The sequence below is a fragment of the Salinadaptatus halalkaliphilus genome (genome assembly GCF_006543045.1).
GTDB classification, from domain to species: domain Archaea; phylum Halobacteriota; class Halobacteria; order Halobacteriales; family Natrialbaceae; genus Salinadaptatus; species Salinadaptatus halalkaliphilus.
This window is the reverse complement of record NZ_RBZW01000014.1, coordinates 34685-61225: the sequence shown is the minus strand read 5'-3', so window position 1 is coordinate 61225 and position 26541 is coordinate 34685. Positions and strand designations below refer to the sequence as shown.

Annotated in this window: 24 protein-coding genes, 1 tRNA gene and 1 pseudogene; 11 read left to right on the top strand and 15 right to left on the bottom strand. The window is 64.8% G+C overall.

Features of this window, described 5'->3' with window-relative positions:
• Positions 1–93: 93 nt before the first annotated feature.
• Positions 94–1482, top strand: a complete 1389-nt coding sequence (locus D8Y22_RS05145; RefSeq protein WP_141463645.1) for a J domain-containing protein — start codon at positions 94–96, stop codon at positions 1480–1482.
• Positions 1483–1487: 5 nt separating this feature from the next.
• Here D8Y22_RS05145 and D8Y22_RS05140 read toward each other — a convergent pair whose 3' ends face one another.
• Positions 1488–2120, bottom strand: a complete 633-nt coding sequence (locus D8Y22_RS05140) for a uracil-DNA glycosylase family protein (protein WP_141463644.1) — start codon at positions 2118–2120, stop codon at positions 1488–1490.
• 63 nt (positions 2121–2183) lie between these two features.
• Positions 2184–2579, bottom strand: a complete 396-nt coding sequence (locus D8Y22_RS05135) for a CopG family ribbon-helix-helix protein (protein WP_141463643.1) — start codon at positions 2577–2579, stop codon at positions 2184–2186.
• A gap of 109 nt (positions 2580–2688) precedes the next feature.
• Between D8Y22_RS05135 and D8Y22_RS05130 the strand changes: the two genes are divergently transcribed.
• Positions 2689–3180: a metal-dependent hydrolase gene (locus D8Y22_RS05130; protein ID WP_141463691.1), complete on the top strand. Its 492-nt coding sequence runs from the start codon at positions 2689–2691 to the stop codon at positions 3178–3180.
• A 146-nt stretch (positions 3181–3326) separates the two neighbouring features.
• Here D8Y22_RS05130 and D8Y22_RS05125 read toward each other — a convergent pair whose 3' ends face one another.
• Positions 3327–4187, bottom strand: a complete 861-nt coding sequence (locus tag D8Y22_RS05125) for a COX15/CtaA family protein (protein ID WP_141463642.1) — start codon at positions 4185–4187, stop codon at positions 3327–3329.
• 176 nt (positions 4188–4363) lie between these two features.
• Between D8Y22_RS05125 and D8Y22_RS05120 the strand changes: the two genes are divergently transcribed.
• Positions 4364–5473 (top strand): M24 family metallopeptidase, encoded by a 1110-nt coding sequence (locus tag D8Y22_RS05120; RefSeq protein WP_141463690.1) that lies wholly within the window; start codon positions 4364–4366, stop codon positions 5471–5473.
• Here the strand turns inward: D8Y22_RS05120 and D8Y22_RS05115 are convergent.
• Positions 5470–6087, bottom strand: coding sequence for a helix-turn-helix domain-containing protein (locus tag D8Y22_RS05115; RefSeq protein WP_141463641.1), 618 nt, complete (start codon positions 6085–6087; stop codon positions 5470–5472). The two genes, D8Y22_RS05120 and D8Y22_RS05115, sit on opposite strands and share 4 nt — an antisense overlap.
• A gap of 170 nt (positions 6088–6257) precedes the next feature.
• Here D8Y22_RS05115 and D8Y22_RS05110 point away from each other — a divergent pair, with 170 nt between their 5' ends.
• The 3 genes from D8Y22_RS05110 to D8Y22_RS05100 all read left to right on the top strand — a co-directional run bounded on the left by D8Y22_RS05110 (position 6258) and on the right by D8Y22_RS05100 (position 9583).
• Positions 6258–6449 (top strand): DUF5786 family protein, encoded by a 192-nt coding sequence (locus D8Y22_RS05110; protein ID WP_141463640.1) that lies wholly within the window; start codon positions 6258–6260, stop codon positions 6447–6449.
• Positions 6450–6622: 173 nt separating this feature from the next.
• Positions 6623–8809: a phosphoribosylformylglycinamidine synthase subunit PurL gene (gene purL / locus D8Y22_RS05105; protein ID WP_141463639.1), complete on the top strand. Its 2187-nt coding sequence runs from the start codon at positions 6623–6625 to the stop codon at positions 8807–8809.
• A 186-nt stretch (positions 8810–8995) separates the two neighbouring features.
• A complete protein-coding gene (locus tag D8Y22_RS05100; RefSeq protein WP_141463638.1) occupies positions 8996–9583 on the top strand; it encodes a HalX domain-containing protein in 588 nt (195 codons plus the stop codon).
• An 82-nt stretch (positions 9584–9665) separates the two neighbouring features.
• Here D8Y22_RS05100 and D8Y22_RS05095 read toward each other — a convergent pair whose 3' ends face one another.
• Both D8Y22_RS05095 and D8Y22_RS05090 read right to left on the bottom strand, forming a co-directional pair.
• On the bottom strand, positions 9666–11582 hold the full coding sequence (locus D8Y22_RS05095) for a PAS domain-containing protein (RefSeq protein ID WP_141463637.1): 1917 nt from the start codon (positions 11580–11582) through the stop codon (positions 9666–9668).
• A 318-nt stretch (positions 11583–11900) separates the two neighbouring features.
• Positions 11901–12917 (bottom strand): ornithine cyclodeaminase family protein, encoded by a 1017-nt coding sequence (locus D8Y22_RS05090; protein ID WP_141463636.1) that lies wholly within the window; start codon positions 12915–12917, stop codon positions 11901–11903.
• A 118-nt stretch (positions 12918–13035) separates the two neighbouring features.
• On the opposite strand from D8Y22_RS05090, the gene D8Y22_RS05085 reads away from it, so the two are divergent.
• Complete coding sequence (locus D8Y22_RS05085; protein WP_141463635.1) at positions 13036–14160, top strand: NAD(P)/FAD-dependent oxidoreductase; 1125 nt, start codon at positions 13036–13038, stop codon at positions 14158–14160.
• A 64-nt stretch (positions 14161–14224) separates the two neighbouring features.
• A complete protein-coding gene (locus D8Y22_RS05080; protein WP_141463634.1) occupies positions 14225–15394 on the top strand; it encodes an NAD(P)/FAD-dependent oxidoreductase in 1170 nt (389 codons plus the stop codon).
• A 13-nt stretch (positions 15395–15407) separates the two neighbouring features.
• Here the strand turns inward: D8Y22_RS05080 and D8Y22_RS05075 are convergent, their stop codons facing one another.
• The 6 genes from D8Y22_RS05075 to nikB form a co-directional block, all read right to left on the bottom strand.
• Positions 15408–16565, bottom strand: coding sequence for a pyridoxal phosphate-dependent aminotransferase (locus tag D8Y22_RS05075; RefSeq protein ID WP_141463633.1), 1158 nt, complete (start codon positions 16563–16565; stop codon positions 15408–15410).
• Between the two features lie 2 nt (positions 16566–16567).
• The gene (locus D8Y22_RS05070) at positions 16568–17053 is read right to left on the bottom strand and encodes an Lrp/AsnC family transcriptional regulator (RefSeq protein WP_141463632.1); all 486 of its coding nucleotides are present in this window, start codon (positions 17051–17053) and stop codon (positions 16568–16570) included.
• 102 nt (positions 17054–17155) lie between these two features.
• Entirely contained in the window at positions 17156–18718 is a 1563-nt protein-coding gene (locus D8Y22_RS05065; RefSeq protein WP_141463631.1) for an ABC transporter substrate-binding protein, read from the bottom strand.
• Complete coding sequence (locus D8Y22_RS05060) at positions 18715–20919, bottom strand: dipeptide ABC transporter ATP-binding protein (RefSeq protein ID WP_141463630.1); 2205 nt, start codon at positions 20917–20919, stop codon at positions 18715–18717. Before D8Y22_RS05060 ends, D8Y22_RS05065 begins: the two co-directional genes overlap by 4 nt.
• Positions 20916–21788: a nickel transporter permease gene (gene nikC / locus D8Y22_RS05055; protein ID WP_246084359.1), complete on the bottom strand. Its 873-nt coding sequence runs from the start codon at positions 21786–21788 to the stop codon at positions 20916–20918. Before nikC ends, D8Y22_RS05060 begins: the two co-directional genes overlap by 4 nt.
• Positions 21789–21838: 50 nt before the next feature.
• Positions 21839–22780 carry a nickel ABC transporter permease gene (gene nikB, locus D8Y22_RS05050; protein WP_141463629.1) on the bottom strand — a complete coding sequence of 314 codons (942 nt, stop codon included), beginning with the start codon at positions 22778–22780 and terminating at the stop codon, positions 21839–21841.
• A gap of 354 nt (positions 22781–23134) precedes the next feature.
• Between nikB and D8Y22_RS05045 the strand changes: the two are divergent.
• Together D8Y22_RS05045 and D8Y22_RS05040 are read left to right on the top strand one after the other, a co-directional pair.
• Positions 23135–23452, top strand: a pseudogene (locus tag D8Y22_RS05045) (class I SAM-dependent methyltransferase); the annotation flags it as partial.
• A gap of 48 nt (positions 23453–23500) precedes the next feature.
• Entirely contained in the window at positions 23501–24199 is a 699-nt protein-coding gene (locus D8Y22_RS05040; protein ID WP_141463628.1) for a hypothetical protein, read from the top strand.
• Positions 24200–24212: 13 nt separating this feature from the next.
• Here the strand turns inward: D8Y22_RS05040 and D8Y22_RS05035 are convergent, their stop codons facing one another.
• Positions 24213–24482 (bottom strand): HalOD1 output domain-containing protein, encoded by a 270-nt coding sequence (locus D8Y22_RS05035; protein ID WP_141463627.1) that lies wholly within the window; start codon positions 24480–24482, stop codon positions 24213–24215.
• Between the two features lie 188 nt (positions 24483–24670).
• A complete protein-coding gene (locus D8Y22_RS05030; RefSeq protein ID WP_141463626.1) occupies positions 24671–25333 on the bottom strand; it encodes a helix-turn-helix domain-containing protein in 663 nt (220 codons plus the stop codon).
• Positions 25334–25739: 406 nt separating this feature from the next.
• Here D8Y22_RS05030 and D8Y22_RS05025 point away from each other — a divergent pair.
• A tRNA-Gly gene (locus D8Y22_RS05025) sits at positions 25740–25810 on the top strand.
• 302 nt (positions 25811–26112) lie between these two features.
• On the opposite strand, the gene D8Y22_RS05020 is transcribed toward D8Y22_RS05025, so the two are convergent.
• Positions 26113–26487: a tautomerase family protein gene (locus D8Y22_RS05020; RefSeq protein WP_141463625.1), complete on the bottom strand. Its 375-nt coding sequence runs from the start codon at positions 26485–26487 to the stop codon at positions 26113–26115.
• Positions 26488–26541: the final 54 nt, after the last annotated feature.

Genomic DNA, 26541 nt, shown 5'->3' with positions numbered 1-26541 from the left:
CCGACTTCATCGCCGACCGGTGATCCCAGAAGAACGTCGGAATTATGATCGTTCGTTCGTAACTCCGGAGCAGACGACGATATCCCCCTACCCATGACTGAGGATTTCTACGATCTTCTCGACGTGTCGCCCGACGCCTCACAGGACGAGATTACGTCGGCCTATCGCGAGAAGGTCCGGGACTATCACCCCGACGTCAACGACGACGATCGGGCACAGGCCCAGTTTACGGCACTCACGAAGGCAAACGAAATCCTCGGTGATCCGGTCGAGCGGCGGGCCTACGACCGACTCGGCCACGAAACCTACGTCGCGAAACGGACCAGCGGCATCCCGTCGCCCGACGTCTGGGCGAGCCGGGTCGACGATTCGGAGCGTTCGGTCACCGAATCGCCGGCCGCCGCCGACGACAATCCATCGGAAACCGGCCGCGGCGCAACCGCTGGCGAGAAGACCGGGACGGCCACCGGTAGCGACTCGCAGATGTCGTCCGGGACGACGGGCGCTCACGCGGGCGACTCGAGCAGGAGTGACCGAGCACGAACGCGATCGACGACGGACCGATCGACGACCGATCGAACGAGCGAGTCGTCGACGAGTGCCGACTCGGCTGGCTCAACGACGCAGTCGACCGCCACGACGACGACACACACGACCAAAACCAACCGAGAAACGGCCACAACGGGGGAGTCGACGGCGTCACGCGCCACCGGTGGGACGGCAACGGGACGTTCGAGCGCGACGGCCGGGTCGACGGGCACACGCTCGAGTACCCGGACAACGACTCCCAGCGAGCCGGCGCGTGCTGACAACAGTGTCGTTCGCTGGTGGCGTCGGCGAAACGTCGCGATGCCCTTGTTGTGGTGTTCGTTGGTCGTGTATCTCGCCGGCGTCGCTCACTACGCGGGAGCGAACGAAACGGCCCTCGAGACGCTGTGGGCTGACCTACGGGCAGGTGGCCTCGCGCCGACGGCCGTCTGGGAAACGCTTTCGAGCGGTCGGTACGGCCTCGAGACGCCACTCGCGTTCGTGACGGCCGTCGAACCGATTGCGCCGTCGCTCCCACCGACCCAGTGGTACGGGCTGTTAGCGGGGATCGTCGGCCTCACCGTCGTGGCGATCGGCGGCTCACGACTCGCCATTCGATCCGATCCGTGGGGACCGATTACGATGGACGAGACGATCGTCCTCGCGCTGGCACTGGCGCTGTCGACGGGGCTCTACGGCGGTCCGTTGCTCGCCGGCACGGTCCTGTTGCCGTTGCTGTTTGGCATCGTCGTCCATCACACGCGCCGACGGCCCGGCTGGACTCCCACCTATCTCTACGTCGTCCCCGTCCTCGCACCGATCGTCGGGCTCGGGGCCCTGGCCGGCGGCATCACGTCGTTGCCACTCGAGTTGGGCGCGTTCGTCGCCTGTCCGCTCGTCGGCGGGCTCTGGCTGCCGCTGCGAGCGACGATCAGAAAACATCTCGGCCGGTAGCGTTTCTACCCGACCGTCGTCGCGACACCCTTCGTCTGCCTGTAATCCCGACCGAGGATCGCCTCGAGCGCCGAGCCGATCGCGTCTCGGTCGCCGTCGGTCCACTCGCGAGGATCGCGGATCGGCACGACCAGAAAGCCGCGGCCGCGGATATCGCGAGCGTGGAGCTTCGCCATGTCTAACTCGAGTCGGCCGCGTTGGGTGGTGTACTCCCGGAGTACGTGGTCGGTTGCTCGATCGCCGACCGCCAGCAGAATGTGAGCGTTGATCGCCCGCAGTTCCGCGTCGAAAAACCGCTCGAGCGTGGCGTAGTCGTCCGTGGTCGGCTCGTGACCGTCCGGCAAACAGTTCATGTGGACGTAGCTCAGAAAACAGTTCTCGAGGGACGGCTCGTCCATGGAACCGGCGCTAAACCCTCCCTCGCGAAGCACGTCCTGGATAGCGCGACCGCTTTCGGTTTCGGTGAAGGGGACCCCGGTTCGGCGGCCGCCGTGGACGCCGGGATGGTCGCCGATAACGTGGAAATCCGCGTTGGCATCACCGTAGCCGAAGACGGCCGTCCGTTCGTCGGATCCGGTCCGATCGAACGGCGGCCTGAAACCGAACGGATTGCTCGTCCTGTCGGTGACGTTTTGCACGCCAGTACCGACGCGTCCGAGGGAAAAAACGCTCCCGGTACGCGTCGCGTGGGTTCCGTACGGTTAGTGCTCCTCCGAGCGCAACAGTGTTACGGAGACTTGGCCGACGGCGTCGAAATCTTTCAACCGATAGACGAGCGACCGAATCTGGGCCGCCGAGCCGTGACAGAACACCGCCTCGAGACACCACTCGCCGTGGTGGACGTGACAGGTCGTATCGATTTCGGCCTGGAACTCGTGTTGGATCTCGTGGAGGTCTTCGATGATCGCTTCGTGAACGTAATCGAAGACGACGGTCGCCGCGACAGTCCCGCGTGCTTCCTCGAGTCGATGATGGGATTCGACATACTCCTGAATCGCCTCCCGAAGGGCGCGCGAGCGCGACTCGAGGCCTTCGGCCTGCCAGGTCCGGTCGAACTCCTCGAGCATCTCCTCGGGCACGTTGAGGCTGGTCCGCATACGAGTGCGTTCGATCGACGAGGAAAAAGCTCCGGCGATCGGGGTCGCTCGAGCGCTGGCGGGTGGCATCCAAACGCCTTTGGTTGCGCTCTGTTTTCTCTCGAGCCAGATGTACCAGCTCGGCCACTACGGGGCTGCCCTCCTCGTCTACGCTCCACTCGGCGGTGTCGTCGCCGTCCTCGGCGCCGAGTGGCTCGCCGTCGTCGGCGGTGTCGTCTGCGTCTCGCTGTCGACGCTCCCCGATATCGATCACCGACTCCCGGGAATCTCTCACCGGGGGGCGACCCACACCGTCGGGTTCGCGCTGCTCGTCGGCGCCGCCGTCGCCAGCGCCGCGGCGATACTGATCGATGCAGCGCCACTGGCGCTCGAGGGGTTCGTGATCGCGTTCGCGTTTCTCGTCGGAGTGCTCGCGATCGGCTCGCATCTCCTCGCGGACGCGCTGACGCCGATGGGGATCCGTCCGTTCTGGCCGGTCCGGGGGAGCCACTACTCGCTCGAGGTGACCCGTGCCGCCAACCCGATCGCGAACTACGTTCTGCTGGCACTCGGTGTGGCCAGTTGCGTCGCCGTCGGTGCCGCCGTGACGACGGTTCTCTGAGACGGTTTACTGTAAGTCATTTCCGGCCCAGCCGCGACCCGGGCGGCGGCTGGGCCGGTAAATCGGTACAGTAATCCGTATGAGACGGTTCGTGTCGTATCCCGGCGCGACGGGCGGATCACGGTTGCGAACCGTCTCAACGCGGTTCAGATCCGGTCGGAGTTGCTCCGGGTGAGCACGAGGCTCGCGACGAACGCACCGAACAGTCCGATAGCAACGAATATATAGAGATCATCGAGCACTGGATTCAGCGTCATCACCGTCCGTCGGCCGAGGAAAATCGCAACGAATGCGAGCACCGAGGTGACCGCGAGCAGGCCGATCGTCCGTCGACTCTCGAGTCGCCAGTAGCCGATCATCAGCGAGGCGATGACGGCGGTTAGCAGGGCGAGCGTGACGCCGTACTGGGTCATCTGGACGGTCGGCGAGTAGTTGGTGATGTCGGTGAGGACGAACGGACTCAAGACGACGTGAAACGGCACGGAGAGGATACCGAGTGCGAGTGCACCGGTAAGATGGGTTCGGGTCAGCCGCGGCTTCCAGACCATGATCGTCGCGACGATAAACAGTGCGAAGATGAGCACGGCCGTCCAGAAGTGTAGCGAGAGGATGTCCATCTGGTACTGGAGGACGGTCTCACGCCCGAGAATAACCTGGATCGGCGTCAGAACCATCCCGGCGACGACGAGTGCGGCGACACGTGTATCGATATCCGGTACTCGCCAGGACGCAAGCGCCGAGCCGATGATCGCGAAGCCGGCAAACATGGCGACGAAGCGGTGGAACCACTCGTAGAAACTCGGCAGATTCGCCGGAAACAGGTTGTAGGGGCCGGCATCACACTGGGGCCAGTTCGCTTCACAGGCCAGTCCCGAACCCGTCGCCTTCGCCGCGACGCCGAGTAAAATCGTCGCGGCGACCAATACGAGCGTCGTCGCGAGCAGGTGCGGGAAGCCGAACCGATCGATCAGCGAGCGAAGTCTCGAGGTGGGGCTGTCGGACGACACAGTCGTTCGCTCGAGGGTTAGGATCTCCCGTATTTAGGTTGCCCGAGTCGTTCTCAGATCGTTAGAACCGCTGTTAGTGGCGCGAAAACGGTCGTGTAGCGCAGTTGTGGGAATCGACACAGCCCGGAGAGCGCCCGCTTCGTCGCATTCAAGAGCCAGCCACGCCAGCACCCGGCATGGACAAACGCGAGCGCCTCGAGGCGGTCCTCGAGAGCCGCGACCTCGACTCGATCTGGCTCGCCCGCCCGAACACCTTCGCCTGGTTCACCGGCGGTTCGAACGTCGTCGACCGCGAGAGCGATATCGGCGAAGCCGCGGTCGGCTACGACGGAACGACCGTCACCGTCGTCACGAACAACATCGAAGCCGACCGTATCGCCGCCGAGGAACTCCCCGACTGCTCGTCGGCGAACGTCGCCGTAGAGGCGGTGCCGTGGTACGAGACATCACTCGAGGCGGGTATCGCCGAGCAGGTCGAGGCGGCCGACCGAGCTGCCGCCGATATCGACGTTCCCGGGCTCGAGACGTTCGATCCGTCGACGGTCCGCCAGCCCCTGACCGAGACCGATCGCGACCGCTACCGGCGCCTCGGCCGCGAGACTGCCGCCGCCGTCGAGTCGGTCTGTCGCGAACTGCGAGCCGACGATACCGAACACGAAGTTGCCTCGGCCCTGCGGGTCGCCCTCTCGGCGCGCGACATCGAAGCGCCGGTCGTTCTCGTCGGCGGCAGCGAGCGAGCAACGCAGTACCGCCATTGGACGCCAACCGAGGCCACACTCGGTGCGTACGCACTCGTTGCGGTAACGGCTCAGCGAGGTGGGCTCCATGCGAGCTGTACGCGAACCGTCGCGTTCAATTTGCCAGCCTGGCTCGAGGACCGTCACGAAGCCGCTGCCCGCGTCGAGACGACGGCGCTCGAAGCGACGCAGGCGGCCGCAACCGCCGATGGGACTGCAGGCGACGTCTTCGCGGCGATTCAGGACGCCTACGACGCCGTCGGCCACGCCGGCGAGTGGCAACACCACCACCAGGGCGGTGCAGCAGGCTTTGCCGGTCGAGAGTGGATCGCAAACCCCGGCCACGACGCCCCAGTGTGTGAGCCCATGGCCTACGCGTGGAATCCGACGGTCAGCGGCGCAAAAAGTGAGGACACGGTGCTCGTCACGGCGGATGATCTCGAGGTGCTTACGGCGACCGACCGGTGGCCGACATCGACGGTCACCGCTCTCGACGGCGATCTCGAACTCGAGCGTCCCGACGTGCTCGAACTCGACGGCGACGCCTAAGACTCCTCGGCCGAATCGAACTCGTCCTCGTCCTTGCCGTCCTCGCCGTCCTCGCCGTCGTTCGTTTCGTCGCCCGTCTCGTCGAAGCTCGCGTCGCCGTCCTCGAGCGGATCGGTGTCGTCGACGGTGATCGTCACGGGCTCGATGTCGCCGTCGAACGTCGGGTCGGTGTCGCCGCCACGATCGAGGACGCGATCGAGCGCGAAGATCGTATTCAACTCCGCTTGAACCTGATCGACGACGCCCCCGACGAGTTCGCTCGGCTGGATCGCCGTGTACTCGTAGGGATTGTTCCCGGCACCGTCGCTCGAGCGTTTTTCCCGCGTGACGCGGTCTTCCTCGTGGAGTTCCGCGAGCGCTTCTCGGACCGTACTCGGGTAGAGCCCGGTTCCGGTCGCGACCTCCTCGGACGTGCTGGCGGAGTTGGCAAGCAGGAAGACGTAAATCTTCGCTCGCGTCTCCGTATCGAGGATCCAGGACAGCAGATCGACGATGCGTTGATCGATCTCGTCGCTGGTCGCCGATTGGAGTACCTCCTCGCTACTGTCAAACTCGTCTGGCGAGCGATCGGTTCCGTCGTCCACCCGGTGCTCGTCGGTATCGTCTCGAGACATAGTGTCCTCTCCAGTAGGACGAAGTCTCGCGCGAGGTTAAACCTTTGTGCGCTCTGTGCGATCATCTGCACCGATCGACGCCCGTTGCACGACGACCGTGATGTGTCCTGACACTCCAGAGTGGGGACCAAACCACTGGAGCTATATGTCCGGTCGTCTCTGTTTGAGACATGGGTTTTGGAAGCTACGACGAGTCCGAGCAACAGCACCAGCAAAGCACGGATGACGACGACGAAGACGCTGCGATCAACGTCCACGAACACGACCATCACGGTTCGGTCTCCGTCGAAACCGACGCCTCGACCGACGACCTGCTCGGCCAGTTACAGGAGATCAAAGACGCCGACGAAGACGACGAGTAACGGTCGTCGAGACGACGTTTTGCACGTGCTACGGGACGAACACCATTCTTCCAAGCGTCGACAGTAGCGTCGGGACGAGTCCATCGACCGTTCGACCGAACCACCCGGCCACACATACCCACGAACGTGCACATAGAAACCCATTTACCGGCCGACTTTCACCACCTAGATGAATGAGTCTTGCCGATTCGGACCGCGAACTCGTCGTCGAGGAGCTCGGTCGGGAGCCCACCCCAGCCGAGGCGGCGCTGTTCGAGAACCTCTGGAGCGAACACTGTGCGTACCGCTCCTCGAGACCGTTGTTGTCGGCCTTCGAAAGCGAGGGCGAACAGGTCGTGATCGGACCGGGCGACGACGCGGCGGTCGTCGCGTTACCCGAGGATGGTACGGACGAAAACCACTCGAGTACCTACATCACGCTGGGGATCGAGAGCCACAACCACCCGTCCTACGTCGATCCGTTCGACGGCGCGGCAACGGGCGTCGGCGGCATCGTTCGAGACACCCTCTCGATGGGTGCCTACCCGATCGCACTCGCCGATTCGCTATACTTCGGCGACTTCGACGCTGAGCACTCGCGATACCTCCTCGAGGGAGTCGTCGAGGGGATCAGCCACTACGGCAACTGCATCGGCGTCCCGACGGTCGCAGGGAGCGTCGACTTTCACGACGGTTACGAGGGTAACCCACTGGTCAACGTCGCCTGCGTCGGCCTGACCGACGACGAGCGGCTGGTGACCGCCGAGGCCCAAGAGCCCGGTAACAAACTCGTACTCGTCGGCAACGGCACCGGTCGCGACGGACTCGGCGGCGCGAGTTTCGCCAGCGAGGATCTGGCCGAAGACGCCGAAACCGAGGACCGACCGGCGGTCCAGGTCGGCGACCCCTACGCCGAGAAACTGCTCATCGAGGCCAACGAACAACTGATCGAGGAGCAACTCGTCGAGTCCGCTCGAGACCTCGGCGCGGCCGGCCTCGGCGGCGCCTCGAGCGAACTCGTCGCCAAAGGTGGGCTGGGGGCCCACATCGAACTCGAGCGCGTCCACCAGCGCGAGCCGAACATGAACGCCCTCGAGATTCTGCTCGCCGAATCCCAGGAGCGGATGTGCTACGAGGTCGCGCCCGACAACGTCGAGCGCGTCCGCGAGATCGCACAGCGTTTCGACCTGGGCTGTTCAGTCATCGGCGAGGTTACCGACGGCAACTACACCTGCACCTTCGATAACGGCTCGGGCGACTCCGAGACCGTCGTCGATGTCGACGCCCACTTCCTCGGCGAGGGCGCACCGATGAACGACCTGCCGGCCGAGGAGCCAAGCCAGCCCGACACCGATCTCCCCCGGACAGATCTCGAGGCGGCCTTCGAAGCCGTCGTCTCGAGTCCGAACACGGCTTCGAAACGGTGGGTCTATCGCCAGTACGATCACGAAGTCGGCGTGCGTACGAGCGTCGGTCCCGGCGACGACGCGGCCATCGTCGCCGTCCGGGAGGCCGAGTGCGGGCTCGCCATCTCGAGTGGCGCCGCGCCGAACTGGACCGAGACCGCTCCCTACGTGGGTGCACAGGCGGTCGCTCTCGAGAACGCGACGAACGTCGCAGCCAAGGGCGCAACCCCGCTTGCAGCCGTCGACTGTCTGAACGGCGGCAACCCGGAAAAACCCGACGTCTACGGCGGGTTCACGGGAATCGTCGACGGACTCGCGGACATGTGTGAGACGCTCTCGACGCCGGTCGTCGGCGGCAACGTCTCGCTGTACAACGACTCGGCGGCCGGTCCGATCCCGCCGACGCCGACGCTCGCGCTCGTCGGAACCAAAGCCGGCTACGATGCACCCGCGCTGTCGGTCGATGCCGACGGCGACAGCGAACTCCTGTTGGTCGGCGATCACGGCCTCGAGCGCGAGGACGCTCGTCTGGGTGGCTCGGAGTATCTCCGGCAGTTCGACGGGTCGGATCGGTTCCCCGCGCTCCCCGACGACCCCGCGTCGGTCGTCGACACGCTCGCGGCCGTCGCCGACGACGAGTCGACCCGTGCCGTCCACGACGTGAGCCACGGCGGCCTCGCCGTTGCCCTCGCGGAGATGGTCACCGACGAGGCCGGCCTCGAGGTCTCGATTCCCGTCGACGGCGGTGTCGACCCTGCACACGTACTCTTCCACGAACAGCCCGGCCGCGCGCTGATCCAGACGACCGATCCCGACGATGTCCGCGAGGCATTCGACGGCGTCGCCCCGGTCGTTTCCCTGGGCGCGCCGACCGACGATGGCACGCTCGAGATCGACATCGGCGAGACGACCCTCGAGACCGACGCCGACGCGATTCGGACGCTCCGGTCGACGATCGAGTCCGAACTCGAGTAATCTCGGAGCCGAACTCGTGTTCCACCGGATCCGAACCCACACACCACTGGACCCGGCGAACCGAGCAAATACACCGTTGTACCGACGCTCGAGCACGTTTCTCCCAGTTCCGAGATAGTATTCCGCCGTCGGTATATTGATATAACTGCAGGACTCACCGAGGAGACGAACGGAATCGGTTCCCCGATGAGTCCACAATCTCCCACGGTGTTGATCGTCGAAGACGAGCCGGACCTCGCGACGTTGTACGCCGCCTGGCTCGAGGACGTCTGCGAGCCGACCGCGGTCCACGATGGGAGCAACGCTCTCGAGGCGATCGACGAAAACGTCGACATCGTATTGCTCGATCGGCGGATGCCGGGACTGTCCGGTGATGCCGTCCTGGATACGATTCGCGAACAGCAACTGGAGTGTCGGGTTGCGATGGTGACGGCGATCGAACCGGACTTCGACATCGTCGAAATGGGGTTCGACGACTACCTCGTCAAACCGGTCTCGGAGGACGAACTGATCGAGACGATCGACCGACTGCGGCTGCGCTCGGCGTACGACGAGCAACTGCAGGAATTCTTCGCGCTGGCCTCGAAAAAGGTCCTCCTCGATTCGGAGAAGACCACCGCCGAACGCAAGGCCAGCCAGGAGTATGCCCGCCTCGAGGACCGACTCGCCGTCTTGCGCGTGCAGGTCGACGAGACCGTCGAGGAACTCCTCGAGGGCGATGGCTACCGCCAACTCTGTCGAGAACTCTCGAACGAGCCGCTGCTCGAGGATTGAGACGGATTGCTGTACCGGTACAGCCCAAGATCGTCGTGGTTGAGTATACAACAAACCGAAAACTGCCCGGAAGGCGTTTCGGCTATTCCTCGTTGGTGCCTGAGTTGGTGTCGGCGTGTGCGGACAGTTCAGCTTCGTCCCCGGTCGCCGAGTCGGACTCGAGGGTCGTCACGTCTCGGATCTCGATGCGAGTCTCTTCGTCGTCAACGATCGAAAGCTCCCAGTCGTGGGCTTGAGCGATCGCCCGAACGAGCGCGAGACCCAGTCCCTCGAGGGCGCCGTCCCGGTCGGCTGTCGACTCGAGGAAGTGGTCTTGGGGCGAGGAGGGTCGTTCGGGTGCATCGTCGACGAGTGCGAAGCCACGTGGTCGGTCGGTCTCGTCGACACCGACGATTTCGATTCGGACCGTCACGTCGCCACTCGAGCGCGCCGCGACATCGTCGAACGCCGTCTCGAGGAGGTGGACGAACCGGTCGTAGTCCGCCCGCAGCGTGGCTGGACGCTCGAGGGTGACGGCGTCGTCCTCGAGACGGGATCCCGCCGTGGCCTGCTCGATGGCCTCGCCGACGTCGACCCGCGTTCGCGTTCGAACGGCGGTCGCGTTGCGGGCGAACTCGCGAACGTCGTCGACGAGGCGTTCGGCCCGGTCGAGCGTGGCTTCGACCGATTCCTCGGCGAGCGGGAACTCCCAGTTCTCGTCGTCGTCGCCCAACGCGTCGGCGACCAACTCGAGCTGGTGTTTCAGGTCGTTCGAGAGAACGGTCGCGACGCCCTCGAGACGTTCGGTCTGGCGCTCGAGGTCGGCGCTGCGTTCGCGGAGGATTCGCTCGCGATCGGCACGATCGAGCGCGGCGCGCGTGTTCTCGACGAGCGTCGAGACCAGTTCCACGTCGGTCTCGTCGAATCGGTGGGCCTCGAGGGAGCCGGACATGAGCACGCCGTGGGTGCCGATCGGTGCGATGAGTTCGGATCGAATCGGCGTCTCCGGATTGTAGATGTCGTCGACGGTCTCGAGGTCGTCGAACCGGCTCACGTCACCGGATTCGAACACGTCCCAGACGAGTCCCTCGCCCGGATGGAAGCGGGGCAGGCCGCCGAACTCCTCGTGAGCGCCGGCGGTGCCCGCGACGGGATCGAGATAGCCGTGTTCTTCCTCGAGCAGCCAGACGCCGCTGATCGGGAGATCGAGGAGGTCGCTCCCGGCGTGGACGGCGATCGCACAGATTTCCTCGGGATCGTCGGATTCCAACAGCCAGCGAGTCACCTCGTGGAGCGAGGCCGCCACGCGTTCGTACTCGTGGCGATCGGTGACGTCCCGGATAACGATGGCGACGGTGGCCGTATCGTCTTCGATCGGGACGACGCGGAACTCGCCAATCCGGTTGCGGCCGTCGCCGTCGCTAAAGGGTAACTCGAGCTGGCGTTGGTCGGCGGTGCCGATATCGACGTCGGTGATCGCCCGGCCGATGTCGACCGCGTCGTCGTTTGCGATGTCGGCCAGTTGGGGCACGACCTCGACGTGTTCGCCCCGTAACTCCTCGCGGTCGGTGCCCAGAAAGGACTCGAGGGCGTCGTTGACGGTAACGATCTGGCGGTTGCGGTCGAGGGTGAGGATGCCGTCGTGGATTGCCTCCACGACGGCGGCGTGCTGGGCCAGCGTCGTTTCCTGGCGCTTTCGCGCCGTAATGTCGCGCATGAACACCGAGAGACCGCTCTCGGAGGGGTAGGCCCGCGTCTCGAACCAGGTCTCGACCTGCGTGTGATAGATTTCGAAGGCGACCGATACCTGCTCGTCCATCGCCTGGTGGAAGCCGTCGGGAAACTGCGTCTCGACGGTCTGGGGAAATTCGTCCCACATGACCCGACCGATCAACTCGCCACGAGAACGCTCCAGGAGGTCCTCGGCGCGGTCGTTCAGGTAGGTGAACCGAAAGTCCGTATCGAGCGCGAAGAAAGCGTCCGTGACACGATCGACCATCGGATCCGATCGGATCGTCACGACTACGCACCCGCCTCCGTCATCGCTGCGTGATCCCTATCTGTGATCGACGCTCGCTCGAGAATACCATCACCTAACAGTTACGTCTATTTCGTGAAGGGTGTATTTCAGTGTCGCGGCCGATCGACTGACGCCAGCATGACGCTCGTCGGACGGATACGGATTGCCGTACCCGTATTTCGGTACAATCCGATCCCACTGACGGTTGCACCGAAACTGACGTACAGTAAACCGTATCATATGGACCGTTGTAGTTCTTTACCGGTGATCACCCGGACGGGGTCGGTGATCACCGGTAAAACGCTACAACAATCCGTATCAGTCGAGGGCGACCGTCGTTCCCAGCTCGCGATCGACCGCCCGATCGAAGACGAACGTTGCCGTCGCCGCGTCGAGTACCGCCGAGCCGACGCTCTCGAGGACGACGATTTCGTCGGTCGACTGCCGGCCAGCCGTCGCGTCGGCGGATCGACGGTCGGTATCCTCGGCAACGACGGCGCCGAACGGTCGGACGGTTCGATCCCGGTGCTCTCGAAGGTCGCCCGTTTCGATAGCCTCCGCGGGAACGTCGCCGAAAATTCGATCCGCGCGATCGATCGTCGTCGCGTCCAGTTCCTGCATCTCGGGCGTGTACGCCCCGATCGCGATCACGAGCGTTCCCTCGGCCAGTTTCTCGCCGGGAAACACCGGCTCCTCGCTCGTTGTCGCTGTCACCACGATTTCGGCGTCCGAGACGGCGGTCTCGGGACTCGAGACCGGCGAGACAGACGCGTCGAGTTCGCGCTCGAGCACGCTAGCACACTCCCGGCGAGAATCGCTTGGCGAATAGACGCGAACGGACTCGAGGGCTGAACCGACCGCCGCCGCGATGGCGCGAACCTGCCAGCGGGCCTGGACGCCGGCACCGATCACGCCGACCTCGAGCGGGCCTTCCGTCGCGAGGTCGTGGGCCGCGAGACCGCCGATGCAGCCGGTTCGGGCGTTGGTGATACGGTTGCCCTCGAGGTAGCCGGCGGGCCGGCCAGTTTCGGCGTCGACGACCGACAGCTGGGCGGACACAGTGGGCCGGTCGCGTTCACGATTGTCCGGACAGACGGCCACGAGTTTCGTGACGGCGTACTCGCTGCCGTGAATATACGCCGGCATACAGAGCCCGGTTCCCGTCGGCTCCGTCGGTGCGTCGGGATCGAGCCCAATGCCGATCGGGTAGTGCGGTCGCGCCGGTCGTTCGACGGCGCCGTCGAACTGCCGTTCGAACGCGTCGGCGATCACGGGCAACAGCGCCTCGAGATCGAGGACCGATGCAACGTCGTCGGCGGCGAGTGCGCGTACCATAGCCGAGCTATCGACGGGAAATCACTTGAGCGTCTCCCCGTGGCAAAGACGGCGAACCCCGACGACCCACACCGGTTACCGTGATACGTCTATCACGTTCGACGTGGTAGCGCGACCCATGCACATCGTCATCGTCGGCGGCGGCATCGTCGGCACTGCGATCGCAGCTCGACTCGGCGAGACCGACCACGACGTGACTCTCCTCGAGCGCTCGACCGTCGGCCGGGAGACGACCGCCGCGTCGGCCGGGATCGTCATGCAGTCGATGGTCGATCCGACGCCGTTCGATGTCGACCTGCGCGAGCGCGCACGGTCGGTCTACCGCCGACTGTTCGAGGACGGCCCGCTCGAGTGGACCCGCGTCGGCGTGCTCTACGTCGCCGAGACGGACGCATTCGCCGAGCAACTCGAGTTGGCGGCCGAGACGTTCGCCGAGTGCGGGCTCGAGGCATCGGTTCTCCCGGCGACCGATCTCGCGGACTTCGGCGTCGCCCCCGAGAATTTCGTCGGCGGCCTCTGGACGCCGAACGACCGCATCTTCGATCCGACCGCCGTCGCCCGGTGGTTCGCGGACTGTGCACGGCGCCGGGGCGTCGACGTTCGTACCGATGTGGCGGTAACCGACCTTGGGGAACGGAACGGTAGCGTCTCGGGCGTCGAGATCGACGACGATGCCGAGGGTCGAGCCACCACGGACACGCTCGCAGCCGACTACGTGCTCAACGCGACCGGCCCGTGGGCGCCGCGGCTGAACGAACTGGCCGGCGTCTCGCTTCCGCTCTGTCACACGCTCGGGCCGATGACAGCGCTCGAGACCGACGCGCCGGTCGAGAGCCCGGTGACGATCTTCGAGTCCGAACGCTACGTCCGCCCCACCCGCGAGCCCGACCGAACCGGCGCGTGGGTCGGCGCCTACCGGACGGGCTACGTCGAGGGCCAGTCGTTCGACCCCGACGACCTGACGGTTCCCGCCGAATTCATGGCCGAAGCGACCGACCTCGCCGACGCCGTCCCCGCACTCGAGGGCGCACGCGTCGTCGACGAGTGGGTCGGCCTGCGGACCGTGACGCCCGACGGCCGCCCGATCGTCGGCGAGACTGCCCTCGAGGGCTATCTCGTCGCTTGCGGATTCTCCGGCCAGGGACTCACGCTCGCGCCCGCCGCCGCCATCGTCGTCTCTGCCCTCCTTGAGGGGCGACTCGACGACGAGACGCGAGCGCGACTCGGGTCGGACCGGTTCTAAACGGGCGCGGACAGGCCCGACGACGGAACCAATCCTTATCGCCGGTCACGTTCTACGGTACCGCATGACTGTCGTCGTAGTCGGGGGCGGCATCGTCGGGATGGCGAGCGCGTACGAGCTGGCCGATCGTGGCGTCGACGTGATCGTCTGTGAGAACGGATCGATCGGGAACGGCAGCACGGAACGCGCCGTCGGCGGCATTCGAGCGCAGTTTTCGACGCCGGCGACGGTCGAGATGTCACTCGCGAGCATGGCCGTCTGGGACGCGTTCGAGGAGCGATTCGGCGAGACCATCGACTATCGACGAACGGGATACCTGTTTCTCGCTCGCTCGAGCGAGGACGCCGACGCGCTCGAGGCGGCGGTCGCCACCCAGTCCGACCGCGGCGTCCCGAGCGAGGTGATTTCGCCGGACATGGCCCACGAGTACTGCCCGGCGATCGACCCCAGTCAGTTCGTCGCGGGATCGTATTCCCCAACGGACGGCGTCGCCGACCCCCACCTCGCGTTGCAGGCCTACACCTCGGCGGCCAGGGAGGCTGGCGCGGAGATTCGGACGCAGACGCCGGTAACCGACATCTATCGCGACGGCGTCGCGGCCGCAACCGGAACGCGGCGAGTGGCGGGCGTCGAGACATCGGAGAGCCGCCTCGAGGCGGACTACGTCGTCAACGCGGCGGGGCCCTGGGCCGGGGAGGTCGGGGCGATGGCCGACGTGTCGCTGCCGATCGTCCCCAAGCGCCGCCAAATCGCCGTCGTCCGTCCCGAGACGACGATTTCGGAGTCGTCACCGCTGACGATCGATCTCGAGAGCGGTACCTACTTCCGGCCGGAACGCGGTGACGACGCGCTGGTCGGCGGTCACGTAGACGATGCCGATCCCGTCGTCGACCCCGACGGCTATACTCGCTCGATGGACTTCGAGTGGGCCGGTCGCGTCCTCGAGACTGTCGCCGGCTGGACGAGTGCCTTCGGGCCCGAGTCGGCGATCAAGCGCGGCTGGGCGGGGCTGTACGCGGTAACGCCGGACGACAACGCGATCATCGAGGAGAGCGTTCCCGGCTTCATCACCGCCGGGGGGTTCTCGGGTCACGGCTTCCAGCACGCGCCGGCGACCGGACAACTCGTCGCGGAACTGATCGTCGACGGGTCGGCGTCGCTGGTAGATCTGTCGGCGTTTGCGAGCAACCGCTTCGAGCAGGGCGAGCAGCGACGGGAGCGAAACGTGGTCTGATCGGCTCAGATCGTTAGCCGTGCGCTGCGACGAACGCCTCGAGTCGATTCATCGCTTCGCGCAGGTCCTGCAGTCCGGTGGCGTAGGAGACCCGAAGGTGGCCCTCGCCACCGGCGCCGAAGACATCGCCGGGGACGACGGCGACGCCCTGTTCGTGCAGGACCGCCTCGGCGAACTCCTCGGCGGTAAAGCCGTCGGGTACCTCGGGGAAGCAATAAAACGCTCCCTTGGCCTCGAAAACATCCATCCCGATCTCACGGAATCGCGAGAGGACGAACTGGCGGCGCCGATCGTACTGGCTCACCATCTCCCGAACGTCGTCCTCACAGGAGTCGAGCGCCTCGAGTGCGGCGTGTTGGGCCGTCGTCGGGGCCGAGAGCATCGCGTACTGGTGTATCTTGTTCATCGCGTGGATGGCGTCGGCGGGCCCGAGCGCGTAGCCGAGCCGAAGGCCGGTCATCGCGTGGGCCTTCGAAAAGCCGTTGAAGACGATGGTCCGCTCGCGCATGCCCTCGAAGGTCGCGATCGAAGTGTGTTCGCCCTCGTAGGTCAGTTCGGCGTAGATCTCGTCGGAAAGAACGATCTGATCGTGCTCGCGGACGAACTCGGCGATCGGCTCGAGATCCGCCTCGCGCATGATCGCGCCCGTCGGGTTGTTGGGATAACAGAGCACGAGAACGTCGGCATCCTGCGCGCCGGCTTCCTCGAGGGCGTCCACGGTCAGCCGAAAGTCGTCGTCCTCTTTCGTGGGTACGGGCAGGACATCGCCGCCGGCAAAGATGACGCCGGGCTCGTAGGAGATGTAGGACGGTTGGGCGATGGCGACGGTGTCGCCGGGATCGACGAACGCTCGGAAGGCCAGATCGACCGCCTCGCTCGCTCCCGCGGTGACGATGATCTCCTCGCCGGGATCGTAGCCCAGGTCGAACCGATCCGCGACGTAGTCGGCGATCGCGTCCCGGAGTTCGCGTTTCCCTCGATTCGCCGTATAGGAGGTCTTGCCCTGCTCGAGCGAGGCGATCGCAGCGTCACGGGCCGCCCACGGCGTGGCGAAGTCGGGTTCGCCGACGCCCAGCGAGATGACATCGTCGCGCTCTTCGGCGATTTCGAAAAAGCGCCGGATCCCCGACGGCGGCACCGTCTGGACGCGGTCGGCTAGTTCGAACGTCATTGTCAGGGAGAGACCGAGAGCCGGTCGTCGTCGTCGCCGTCACCGAACTCGATCCCGTTTTCCTTGTAGGAGGTCATCACGTAGTGCGTGACCGTCTGGGTGATCTCGGGGACGGGAGCGACTTTCTCGCTGATGAACTGCGACACTTCTCGAATGGAGTCACCCTCGACCTCCATATCGAAGTCGTAGTCGCCACTGACCAGTCGCAACGCGGTGACCTCCGGGAACCGTGCGAGGCGCTCGGCGATGTCGGCATAGCCCGTCTCGCGGTCGAGCCGGACGTTGAGCTCGACCTCCGCGCGGACGCGCTCGTCTTCAAGCTCGTCCCAGTCGACGACCGCCTGGTAGCCCTGGACCACCCCTGCGGCCTCGAGCTCGTCGATCGCTGCCTCGACCTCGGCTTCGTCGAGGTCGGTCATTCGCGCGATATCGGCCGCCGAGTAGCGCGCGTTCTCACGAAGCAACTCAAGCACCTCGCGTTCGCTCATACCGTCTCGAAGCGCGACCGCGAGTAAAAACGTTGTTCTTTGTCGCGTTTGCTGGTAGCGAGCGCGTCGAACGCGGTATCGGACGTGCTGGCCCCGCGAACGTTATTCGGCGTCGAGATCGATCGACTCGAGTCCGATCCGGGACTCCGTGGGATGGGGTTCGTAGCCGCTGACGCTCGCCGCGGTCGCGGTGATGTTCGTGTAGTTGGTTAAAACCGCGATCGGGACATCTTCGGCGACGATCGACTGGACCTCGTGGTACCGTTCCAACCGGGCTTCGTGATCGTCGGTTCCGCGGGCCTCCTCGAGCAGCGTATCGACGCGGTCGTTCTCGTACCCGTGGTGCAACGACGCGGCCCTCGAGTGAAACATGTCGGTGAGCCGATCCGGATCGGGATACCACAGCGTTCCCCAGGAGGTGAGATAGACGTCGAACGGCTCCTGGCCGACGCGGTCGACCATCGTCGCGTACTCAAGGGTCGTCACGTCGAGATCGATGCCGACGGCGGCGAGTTGCTCCTGGAGCACCTGGGCTATCAGGGGCAGGTCTCTGCCGTCGAAAGTGAGACACTCGATGGCCAGTTCGGTTCCGTCTCGCGTCCGTGTCTCACGCTCCGTATCACCGTCGATCGTCCAGCCGGCGTCCGCAAGCAGCGTCCGTGCCTGTTCGGGATCGTAGCGGTCGGTCTCGAGGTCCGGATTCGCCCACTCGGTAATCGTCGGCGAGAACGGGCCGACTGCCGGATCGTCGACACCGTCGAGAATCGAGTCAGTGAGCGCGTCTCGGTCGACTGCAACCGACACCGCGCGCCTGACACGTTCGTCGTCGAACGGTTCGGTCTGCGTGTCGAACGTGAGGAACCGTATCCGTGGGATTTCGGGCGTGTAGACGTCGATTCCGTCGGTCTCCTCGAGCGGGGCGACCGTTTCGGTCGGCAAGATTCGAGCCATCTCGACTTCGCCGTTTTCCAGTTTCAGTCGTCTGGTCTGGTCGTCGTCGACGACCTCGTAGTGGACCGCCTCGAAGGCGGGTTCCTCGCCGTAGTACTCGTCGTGGCGCTCGAGACGGAGTTCGGCGCCGGGATCGAACGTGTCGACGGCGAAGGGACCGGCGCTGATCGGGTTCTCGATCGAATCGTCGGCCTCGATGCTCTCGGGGCTCAAAATCACTGCCTCGTTGCGCGAGAGGTGGGCCGGTAGCGGTGAGAACGGCGTTGCCGTCTCGACGCCGACGGTCGTTTCGTCGACGGCCTCGATCGATTCGATCGGCACGTCCTCGAAGGCCGCCGACGCGTTGGTTCGGTGAAGCGATTCGACGGCGGCCGCGGCGTCCAGAGACGCCCCGTCGTGAAACGTGACGTCCTCGCGGAGGGGAAACTCCCAGCGGTGGTCGTCGGGTCGCTCCCAGCCGGTCGCGAGCCCGGGTGCCGGATTGGCGTCGTCGTCGACGCTGACTAACGCCTCGGTCACGCCGAGGCGACGAATCTGGCTGCCGCCGTCGAGGGGATCGCGGTTGGGCGCCCACTTGCCGCCGATCCGGAACGTCGATCCGGTCTCGCCGGCTGAATCGTCCGAGAGACAGCCCGCGAGAGCGAGCGCTCCGGTGGCAAGGGTCGTTCGCAGTGCGGTTCGTCGGTTCATCGTCGGCTGTCGGGTGTGGTTCATGCTATGTCGTCGTCGACGGGTCGTTCGGCGGACGATTCGTCTCGCCACTCCGGGGCGTACAGACACCTCGAGCACCCGTTTCCGGTGGGCTCGAGGTCGGGGTCGATCTGCGAACACTCCTCGGTCGCTACCGGACAACGGGGATGGAAGGCACAGCCCGAGGGCGGGTCGGCGAGACTGGGCGGCTCCGCCCCGAGCGTTCGCTCGTCGAGTTCGGCGTTCCGGCCGGGGACGGCGTCGAGCAACGTCTGTGTGTACGGATGCGTCGGCCGGGTGAGCGTCGTCTCGGCAGGGCCGCGTTCGACCAACCGCCCGCAGTACATCACCGCGACCCGGTCGGCGACGTGTCGAACGGCGTCGAGGTCGTGAGAGACGTACAGGTACGCCAACCCGAGTTCGGCCTGCAGGTCGGCCAGCAGATTGAGGACCGTCGCCTGGATCGAGACGTCGAGTGCGGCGGTCGGCTCGTCTAACACGAGCACGGCTGGTTCCAACGCGAGCGCACGTGCGATCGCGACCCGCTGTCGTTGGCCGCCCGAAAGCTGGTCGGGGTAGCGATCGCCGACGCCGTCGGGGAGGCCGACCAGCGAACACAGCTCCTCGAGGCGGCTCTCACGGCGCGACCGCGACCAGCCGGCTTCGACCAGCGGCTCGGTAATCGACTCGGCGACCGTTCGCTTCGGGTTCAAACTGCCGCCCGGATGCTGGAACACGACCCCGACGTCGGCCAGTTGCTCACTCGTCCGCCCGCCGACCCCGCCGACCGGGCGGCCACGGAGCCTGACGGTCCCCTCGTCGGGCACCTCGAGGCCCGAGACCAGGGATGCAAGCGTCGACTTGCCACAGCCGCTTTCGCCGACCAGCCCGACCGTCTTGCCGGCTCGGAGCTCGAGCGAGACGTTTCGGACCGCCGGCATCCGATCGTCGGTGCCCAGCAGGCGATCGACGAGCGCGTCGGATTCGCGAAACGACTTCGCGACACCCTCGAGTTCGACGACCGGCTCGTCCGGTCGGATCGGCTCGTGGTCGTCGTTCGAGGCATCGCCGGCCACTCCAGTCGAGACAGGGTCGCCCGTTCCGCCGTCGACGGCAACCGACGATGGGTGCATCTGTTGGGATTGTGATGCCATATCGCCAGTCCCGTTACCAGTCGGTGTCTCGGTGGTCATCGCCTCAAGCGACGCCTCGCGAGCGTCGGAGACGTCACACCGTACTGTGTGGTCCGGCCCAGCGTCGACGACCGCTGGCGGCGTTTCCCGACAGTCGTCGGTCGCAAACGGACAGCGCTCGACGAACGCACAGCCAGCCGGTGGCGCGGTGGTGTCCGGCGGCGTGCCCGCCACCGTCGGCAGCGGCGAACCGGAATCCGCACGTCGGGGGACACAGCCCAGTAACGCCTTCGTGTAGGGATGTTCGGGATTCGAGCGCAACTCGTCGGTCGGTCCGCGTTCGACGACGACGCCGTCGTACATGACCACGATGCGGTCACACAGCGTCGAGACCACGCCGAAATCGTGGCTGATCACGAGCATCCCCATCCCCCGGTCGGCGTTGAGGTCGGCCAACCGCTCGAGGATGGCCGCTTGGGTGGTCGTATCCAGCGCCGTCGTCGGTTCGTCGGCGATCAACACTGACGGATCGCGAGCGAGTGCGACGGCAAGCATCGCCCGCTGGCGCATCCCGCCGCTGAACTGGTGGGGGTAGGCGTCGATCCGCGCTGCCGGCCGCGGGATGCCGACGGCTGCCATCAGCTCGAGGACGTCCGATCGGCGGCTCGAGGATCGCAGCCGCGAACTCAGTCCGCGCGTGAGTTCCCGGAAAAACGGCTGGCGGTCGGGATCGCGGTGAATGCGAAGCGCCTCGGCGATCTGTTCCCCGATCGGGTAGACGGGGTTCAGGGTCGTCGACGGATCCTGGAACACCATCGCGAGCTCTCGCCCGCGGAGCTGACGGAGCGTTCGATCGTCCGCCGTCGTCAGCTCGCGGTCGCCGTAGCGGATGCGTCCGTCGACGATGTCGCCCGGTGACTCGAGGCGGACGATCGATCGGGCGGTGACCGACTTCCCACAACCGCTCTCGCCGATCACGCCGACGACCTCGCCGGGATCGATCGCAAACGACGCGCCGTTGACCGCGTGTACCGTCTCCGAGCCGGTGTCGAATCGAACGTGCAGGTTCTCGATGGTGAGTTTGGAGCTCATGTTCGCCTCCGTTGTCGGTCCTCGAGGTGGTCGGGATCGAGCGCGTCCCGCAGCCCGTCCCCGAGGAGGTTGAAGCTGATGACGGTCAGCATGATCGCGACGCCCGGCGCGGTGACGATCCAGGGGGCAGCTCGCAGGTAGTTGCGGCCATTAGCGATCATCGTCCCCCATTCCGGCGTCGGCGGCTGTGCACCTAACCCGAGATAGGAGAGGCCGGCGACGGCGAGAACGACGGTCCCGACGTTCAACGTTGCGAGGACCAACACCGGACTGACGAGGTGTGGCAACAGGTGGCGTCGAACCAGTCGATGCCACGGCGTCCCGTGGAGTTTCGCCGAGCGAACGAACGGTCGCTCTCGAATCGAGAGGACGCTCCCTCTGACGACCCGAGCGTAGGACGCCCAGCCGACCAGCGACAGGGCGATCACGACGTTTCGCAGGCTCGGTCCGAGGACGCCGGCGATGACGAGCGCGAGCACGAGCCCCGGGAAGGCCAACTGGACGTCGACGAGCCGCATCAAGACCGTGTCGACGAGTCGGCCGCCGGTCGCCGCGAGCAAGCCGACGGTCGTCCCGATCACGAGCCGAACGAGCGTCGCCGCAACCGCAAGCGCCAGCGAGACTCGCGCGCCGTAAGCGAGTCGCGTCGCGATGTCGCGCCCGAGCGCATCAGTACCGAGCGGGTGGGCTAGCGACGGCCCCTCGAGTCGTGCCTCGAGCAACTGTGCGGTCGGATCATACGGCGACACGGACGGCCCCACGAGGGCGAAGACCACGAGGACGCCGGCGATTGCCCCGCCGAGTCGGACGGCCGCGTTCGTCCGACCGAGGGGTCGACTAGCGAGGAGGGTTCGGCCGCGCTCTACCAGCGTCGACGGACGGAGCGCCGCCACGGCCGACCGCGACGACCGGCGGTCGCTCACGACCGATCACCTCGGTCGACGCGGGGGTCGAGTGCGACGTAGGCGAGGTCGACGAGCTGGTTGGTCAGGACGAACGCCACCGCCGTGACCAGCACGACGCCCTGGACGATCGGATAGTCGCGAGCGAAGACGGCGTCGACCAACAGCGTCCCGAGTCCCGGTCGCTGGAACACCCCCTCGACGACGACCGCACCGTTGATGATGAATCCAAACTGTAGTCCGACGATTGTTACGACGGGGATCAGCGCGTTTCGAAGCGCGTGTTTGTAGACGACCAGCCGTTCGCGCACGCCTTTCGATCGCGCGGTATCGACGTAGGCCTCCTCGAGCACCTCGAGCATCGACGCGCGGACGAGCCGGGTGACGATCGCGGCCATTCCGGTCCCGAGCGTAATCGCGGGCAACACGAGGTGGGCGAGCGTGCCGGCACCGCCGACGGGCGTCAGTCCGAGCCAGAGCGATACGACCAGGATCAACAGATAGCCGAGCCAGAAGTTCGGCATCGAGACGCCGAGCAACGCGACGAGTTGGCTGGTTCGGTCGATCCACGTGTCACGGTGGACGGCACTGATCACGCCCGTCGGTACCGCAAGGAGCAAGGAGACGACCGTCGCCGCAAGCGCTAACTCGAGCGTGTTCGGCAGGTGTGCAAGCACCAACGAGGTCACGGGTTCGGATTGATAGTAGGACATCCCGAGATCCCCCCGAAGCGCATCGGTAAGCCAGGCGCTATACTGGACGAGAAACGGCTCGTCTAACCCGTGTTCGGCACGGAACGCCGCCACCTCGGACTCGGACGGCGGACTCTGGCGTTGCTCTCTAAGAATCGTATACGCCGGATCGCCGGGTGTCAGAAAGACGAACCCGTAGGTCACCATCGACACACCGACCAGGACGGCCGACAGCGAACCCAACCGTGCGAGGAGCGGCCGTAACATTTCAGGCGTCGATCGTCGCGTCTTCCATCTCGGTCGCCGATTGTGGCGATCCCACGCGATAGTGGCGTCGTGTTTCGGTCACAGTGCGGTCGTCACGTTGCCCGTTCATCAACCTTACTTTCATTCCTACAATTGTACTTGTTAATACTGTCGTTCATCTCGAGTCCGACCAGGGACCCAACTAGTTGCCACTACCATCGCCAGGACGGTCGATGGCTCTATAGGAAACGATCCGCATATCCTAGTTAAATCTTGCTATTATGAGTCAGTATTTTACTAGAATATGCTAATATACTATATCAGTATATTATAATCTATTGGCGAACACACTTATTTTGAAGTGGCGAAGAGAGTATCGTCACCGGACGCCATCTCATCTGGACGCTGCCGTCTCCCGAACGCGCGATTCGAGAGTGGCGTCGCGTCGTCGGTCCCGGCGGTCGAATCGTCCTCATCGAAGGTCACTGGGACTTTCCGGAACCGTTCGAGGGGTACGAGGCTATCCACGACGACTTGCCGCTGTACGACGGACGCCCGCCGGAAGAATTGGCCACCTTCCTGACCGATCACGGCCTCGAGAACGTCGAGTACGAACCGCTGATGGACGCCGTTCTCTGGGGGACAGATCCGAACGACGAGCAATACATCATGGTCGGCGACGTTGTGCAGTAAGCGGCCGGATCAAAAGTGAAGAGGTAGAACGTGTTACCATACAACACAGTGAGTCGCACACAGCGCGTGCCGTCCCTCAAGTTCGAACACGCCCTGCGGTCGCGGTCGGTGCTCTGGGCCGCGTTCGGCGTCTGGTGGGGGATCGACCTGCTGACGACGCTGCAGTTTTTCCGCGCGACGTCGATCGTCGAACTCAACCCGATAACGGTGCTGTTGTACCATCTCTTGGGGCTTCCAGGCGTGGTTCTGGCAGCAACGGGATACGCCGGTGGCGTCGTCCTCGCCGTTCGTGCGAGTCCCCAACGGTACGAGGGAATTGTGCTCCGATGGTCGATCCTCTTCTATGGGGCATTTGCGATCCACAACGTCAGCCTGCTCGTGGGTGGCGTGAGTCTGCTCGGCGTCTACGCGCTGGTCGCGTTGACTGGTGCCCTCTCGATCGCCGTCACGCACCTGACCGTCGCCTACGAGCGCGGGTTTCTCAACTATCTCGGGGGCTCACGCCTGCGGAACCCACTGGCGCTGTATTGTTACGGCGCCGTACTGGTGGCTTGCTGTAGCACACTCGCCGATACTGCGACCGACTCGTTCGTCCTCGCCGTCGGCATTCGTTTTCTTGGCAGCTCGCTCCCACCACGGTCGGCAGAACAGGTATTCGCCCAGTTTGCTCTCGGCGTCTTCCTGGCGTTTCTGTATTGGCATTTCGTCGTCTTTGGCGGGCCGTCTCGAACATCCGCTCGAGCGTGAGTCGTGAACGCACTCAGCGCTCGGAAATGGAAATCTCACCGCTGCTCTGGACACAAACCTCGTATCCGTTGTACGTGAATCGGACGTTTCCGACGCTCCTGGCGTCCGTCCCGTCGGTCGTCGAAAAAAGCGAGTCGAGCGCCTCGGGATCGATTGCCGAATAGAGCGGCGGGGTTAGTTCCGTTGGATCGACGCCATCGCGCTTTGCGATCCGCTCGACGATCGTGACACTCGGTTTCGACGATGAGACGGTCGTATCGGCGTCCACAGTCACTGCATCCATTACGTTCGAGTCAGTGCCGTCGGCCCTCGAGTCTACTGTCGTATTCTTCCACTACTTATATCGGGGGCGGTGTATCTTCCAGCAGTGACGCTATCCGAGAGGATAGTGTCAGAGGGACTAGTGTCTGTCAGTACAGATGGCCTCGCAGGCGGTTGGATGGTCCCGGGAGATCGGTACGACGGACCGCCTCACCCGTCCTCGGACAGATACTCGAACATCGTCGCCATGATCCGCCGAATGTGCGTCGAGAGCGTCGACGGCGAGATATCGAGTTCGTCGGCAACCGCCTTGGCTGTGGCCCCATCCTGGTCGTAGTAGCCCATTCGGGTGACGGTGTCGACAACCTCTAACTGTCGATCGGTGAGTTGTGCCTCGAGCGGCTCGCTTCCGGTCGGCCGCGGCTGCGGGCCGGAGCTGTAGATTTTCTCGAGTTCGAACGCGACGCCTTCGTCGCGACAGTACTGCCAGTAGTCGCCGAGTGCGTCCCTGTCGGGAGCCTGCAGCTGGAAGTGCCACCGACCGTCTACACTCTCGAGAGAAAGCACACGAATGCCGAGATCGGCGATTTTCGGCGTCGTGAACTTCGTGTTAGCGCTTGGCGCAATCTGGTAGAGGCGACACTCGTCGTCCGTGATGGATGTCTGCCAGTCCGTAACCGTCGGATCGTCCTCGAGGGCGCTCTCGAACTTTGCAAAGTCGTCGCCGGTCACGGAGTAGAAGATACTCGGCGACTCTCGCTGGGTCGGCTGTGATTCTACCGTAACTGCTATCTCGGGGACGGCACGTAGCGTCGGTGTCAACGGAAGCTCGGCGTGGTCGATGACGACGTCGGCGACGAAGCTCCGAGACATGCGTGCTCGCTCGATACGATGTCGTCCACAAGGAAACAGCCTCGGATTGCTGTATGCAGTCCGATACTATCGCGGACGACGACGGCGTTTCCCCCACAGGGACTGATTCCGACTCTCGGGCGTCTCGGGGCCCGTTTCGTAGTGGTTTCGGGGTTGGTGATACTGCCAGACCGAACGAGTGTGAGCGTTCGCCGCCCCCGTCCGTGGAGTTCGCTTCAGTGACTGCTGTCCGACAGACGCGTCGCAACTGGAATGGTGAATGTCGACCGAAGGGTCGAACTCGAGTTGCCAGGAGCCCGGTGACGGGTCGCTGCCATCCGTCGGTTTGTCGTGGTGTGGCGTGACGGTGCGGCCTCGATTCGCAACCCTTATACATCCCTCCGGGAGTAGAATGAAGTGTAGCAGGGCGCTGGTAGTGTAGTGGTATCACGTGACCTTGCCATGGTCACAACCTGGGTTCAAATCCCAGCCAGCGCATTTCTGTCGCGAACAAATCGTGAGCGGCAGAAATCGTTCTTGGATTTGAACGAGAGAAGTCCCAGCCTGCGAGCGAACGGAGTGAGCGAGCAGGACCGTCTTCGCGTTGTTCAAATCCCAGCCAGCGCATTTTTCGATCACCAACACCGACAAGCGACGCGGTCGAGTAGGGGACCCTCGATACGATGGGATCAGAACGGAGGAGAGCACGTCCGACGAGTGTGAGGCCATTTGGATAGTGGCACTACCGGTCCACAGACGATTATTCCGCAATACGGTCGCTCTCTCACTCGAGGTTCCGATTACGCCTCGTCCCACTCGCCGCCGATTCGGTCGACGCCCATCATCGACTCGCCGGGGTGCTCGGTGAACACGGCCTTCATGTTTTCGTCGGGAACGTCGAACGTCTCGCCAACGTACCCGAAGACGTCGAGGGCGAACGCACGCTTGCGCTCGAGCGATCGCCCTCGCCGAATGTCGGCGTCGAGAAAGAGCAGTGGGCCGTCGACCGCACGTCCGAGGTGGAGGTCGGCTGGATCGCGCTCGCAGATCGTCACGGCGACGTGGCCTGCAGTCGTCGCCATCTCCGTAGTGTAGCTGTCGGTCACGAAATTTGCCAACGCCGTCTTCTCCTCGGCCGATAGCGAGAGCGTCGTCTCGAACTGAAGCAGTGGCATACGCCGACGTGGATCTGCCATCGGGTATACGTTCCGACGGTCTCGCGGCGTCGG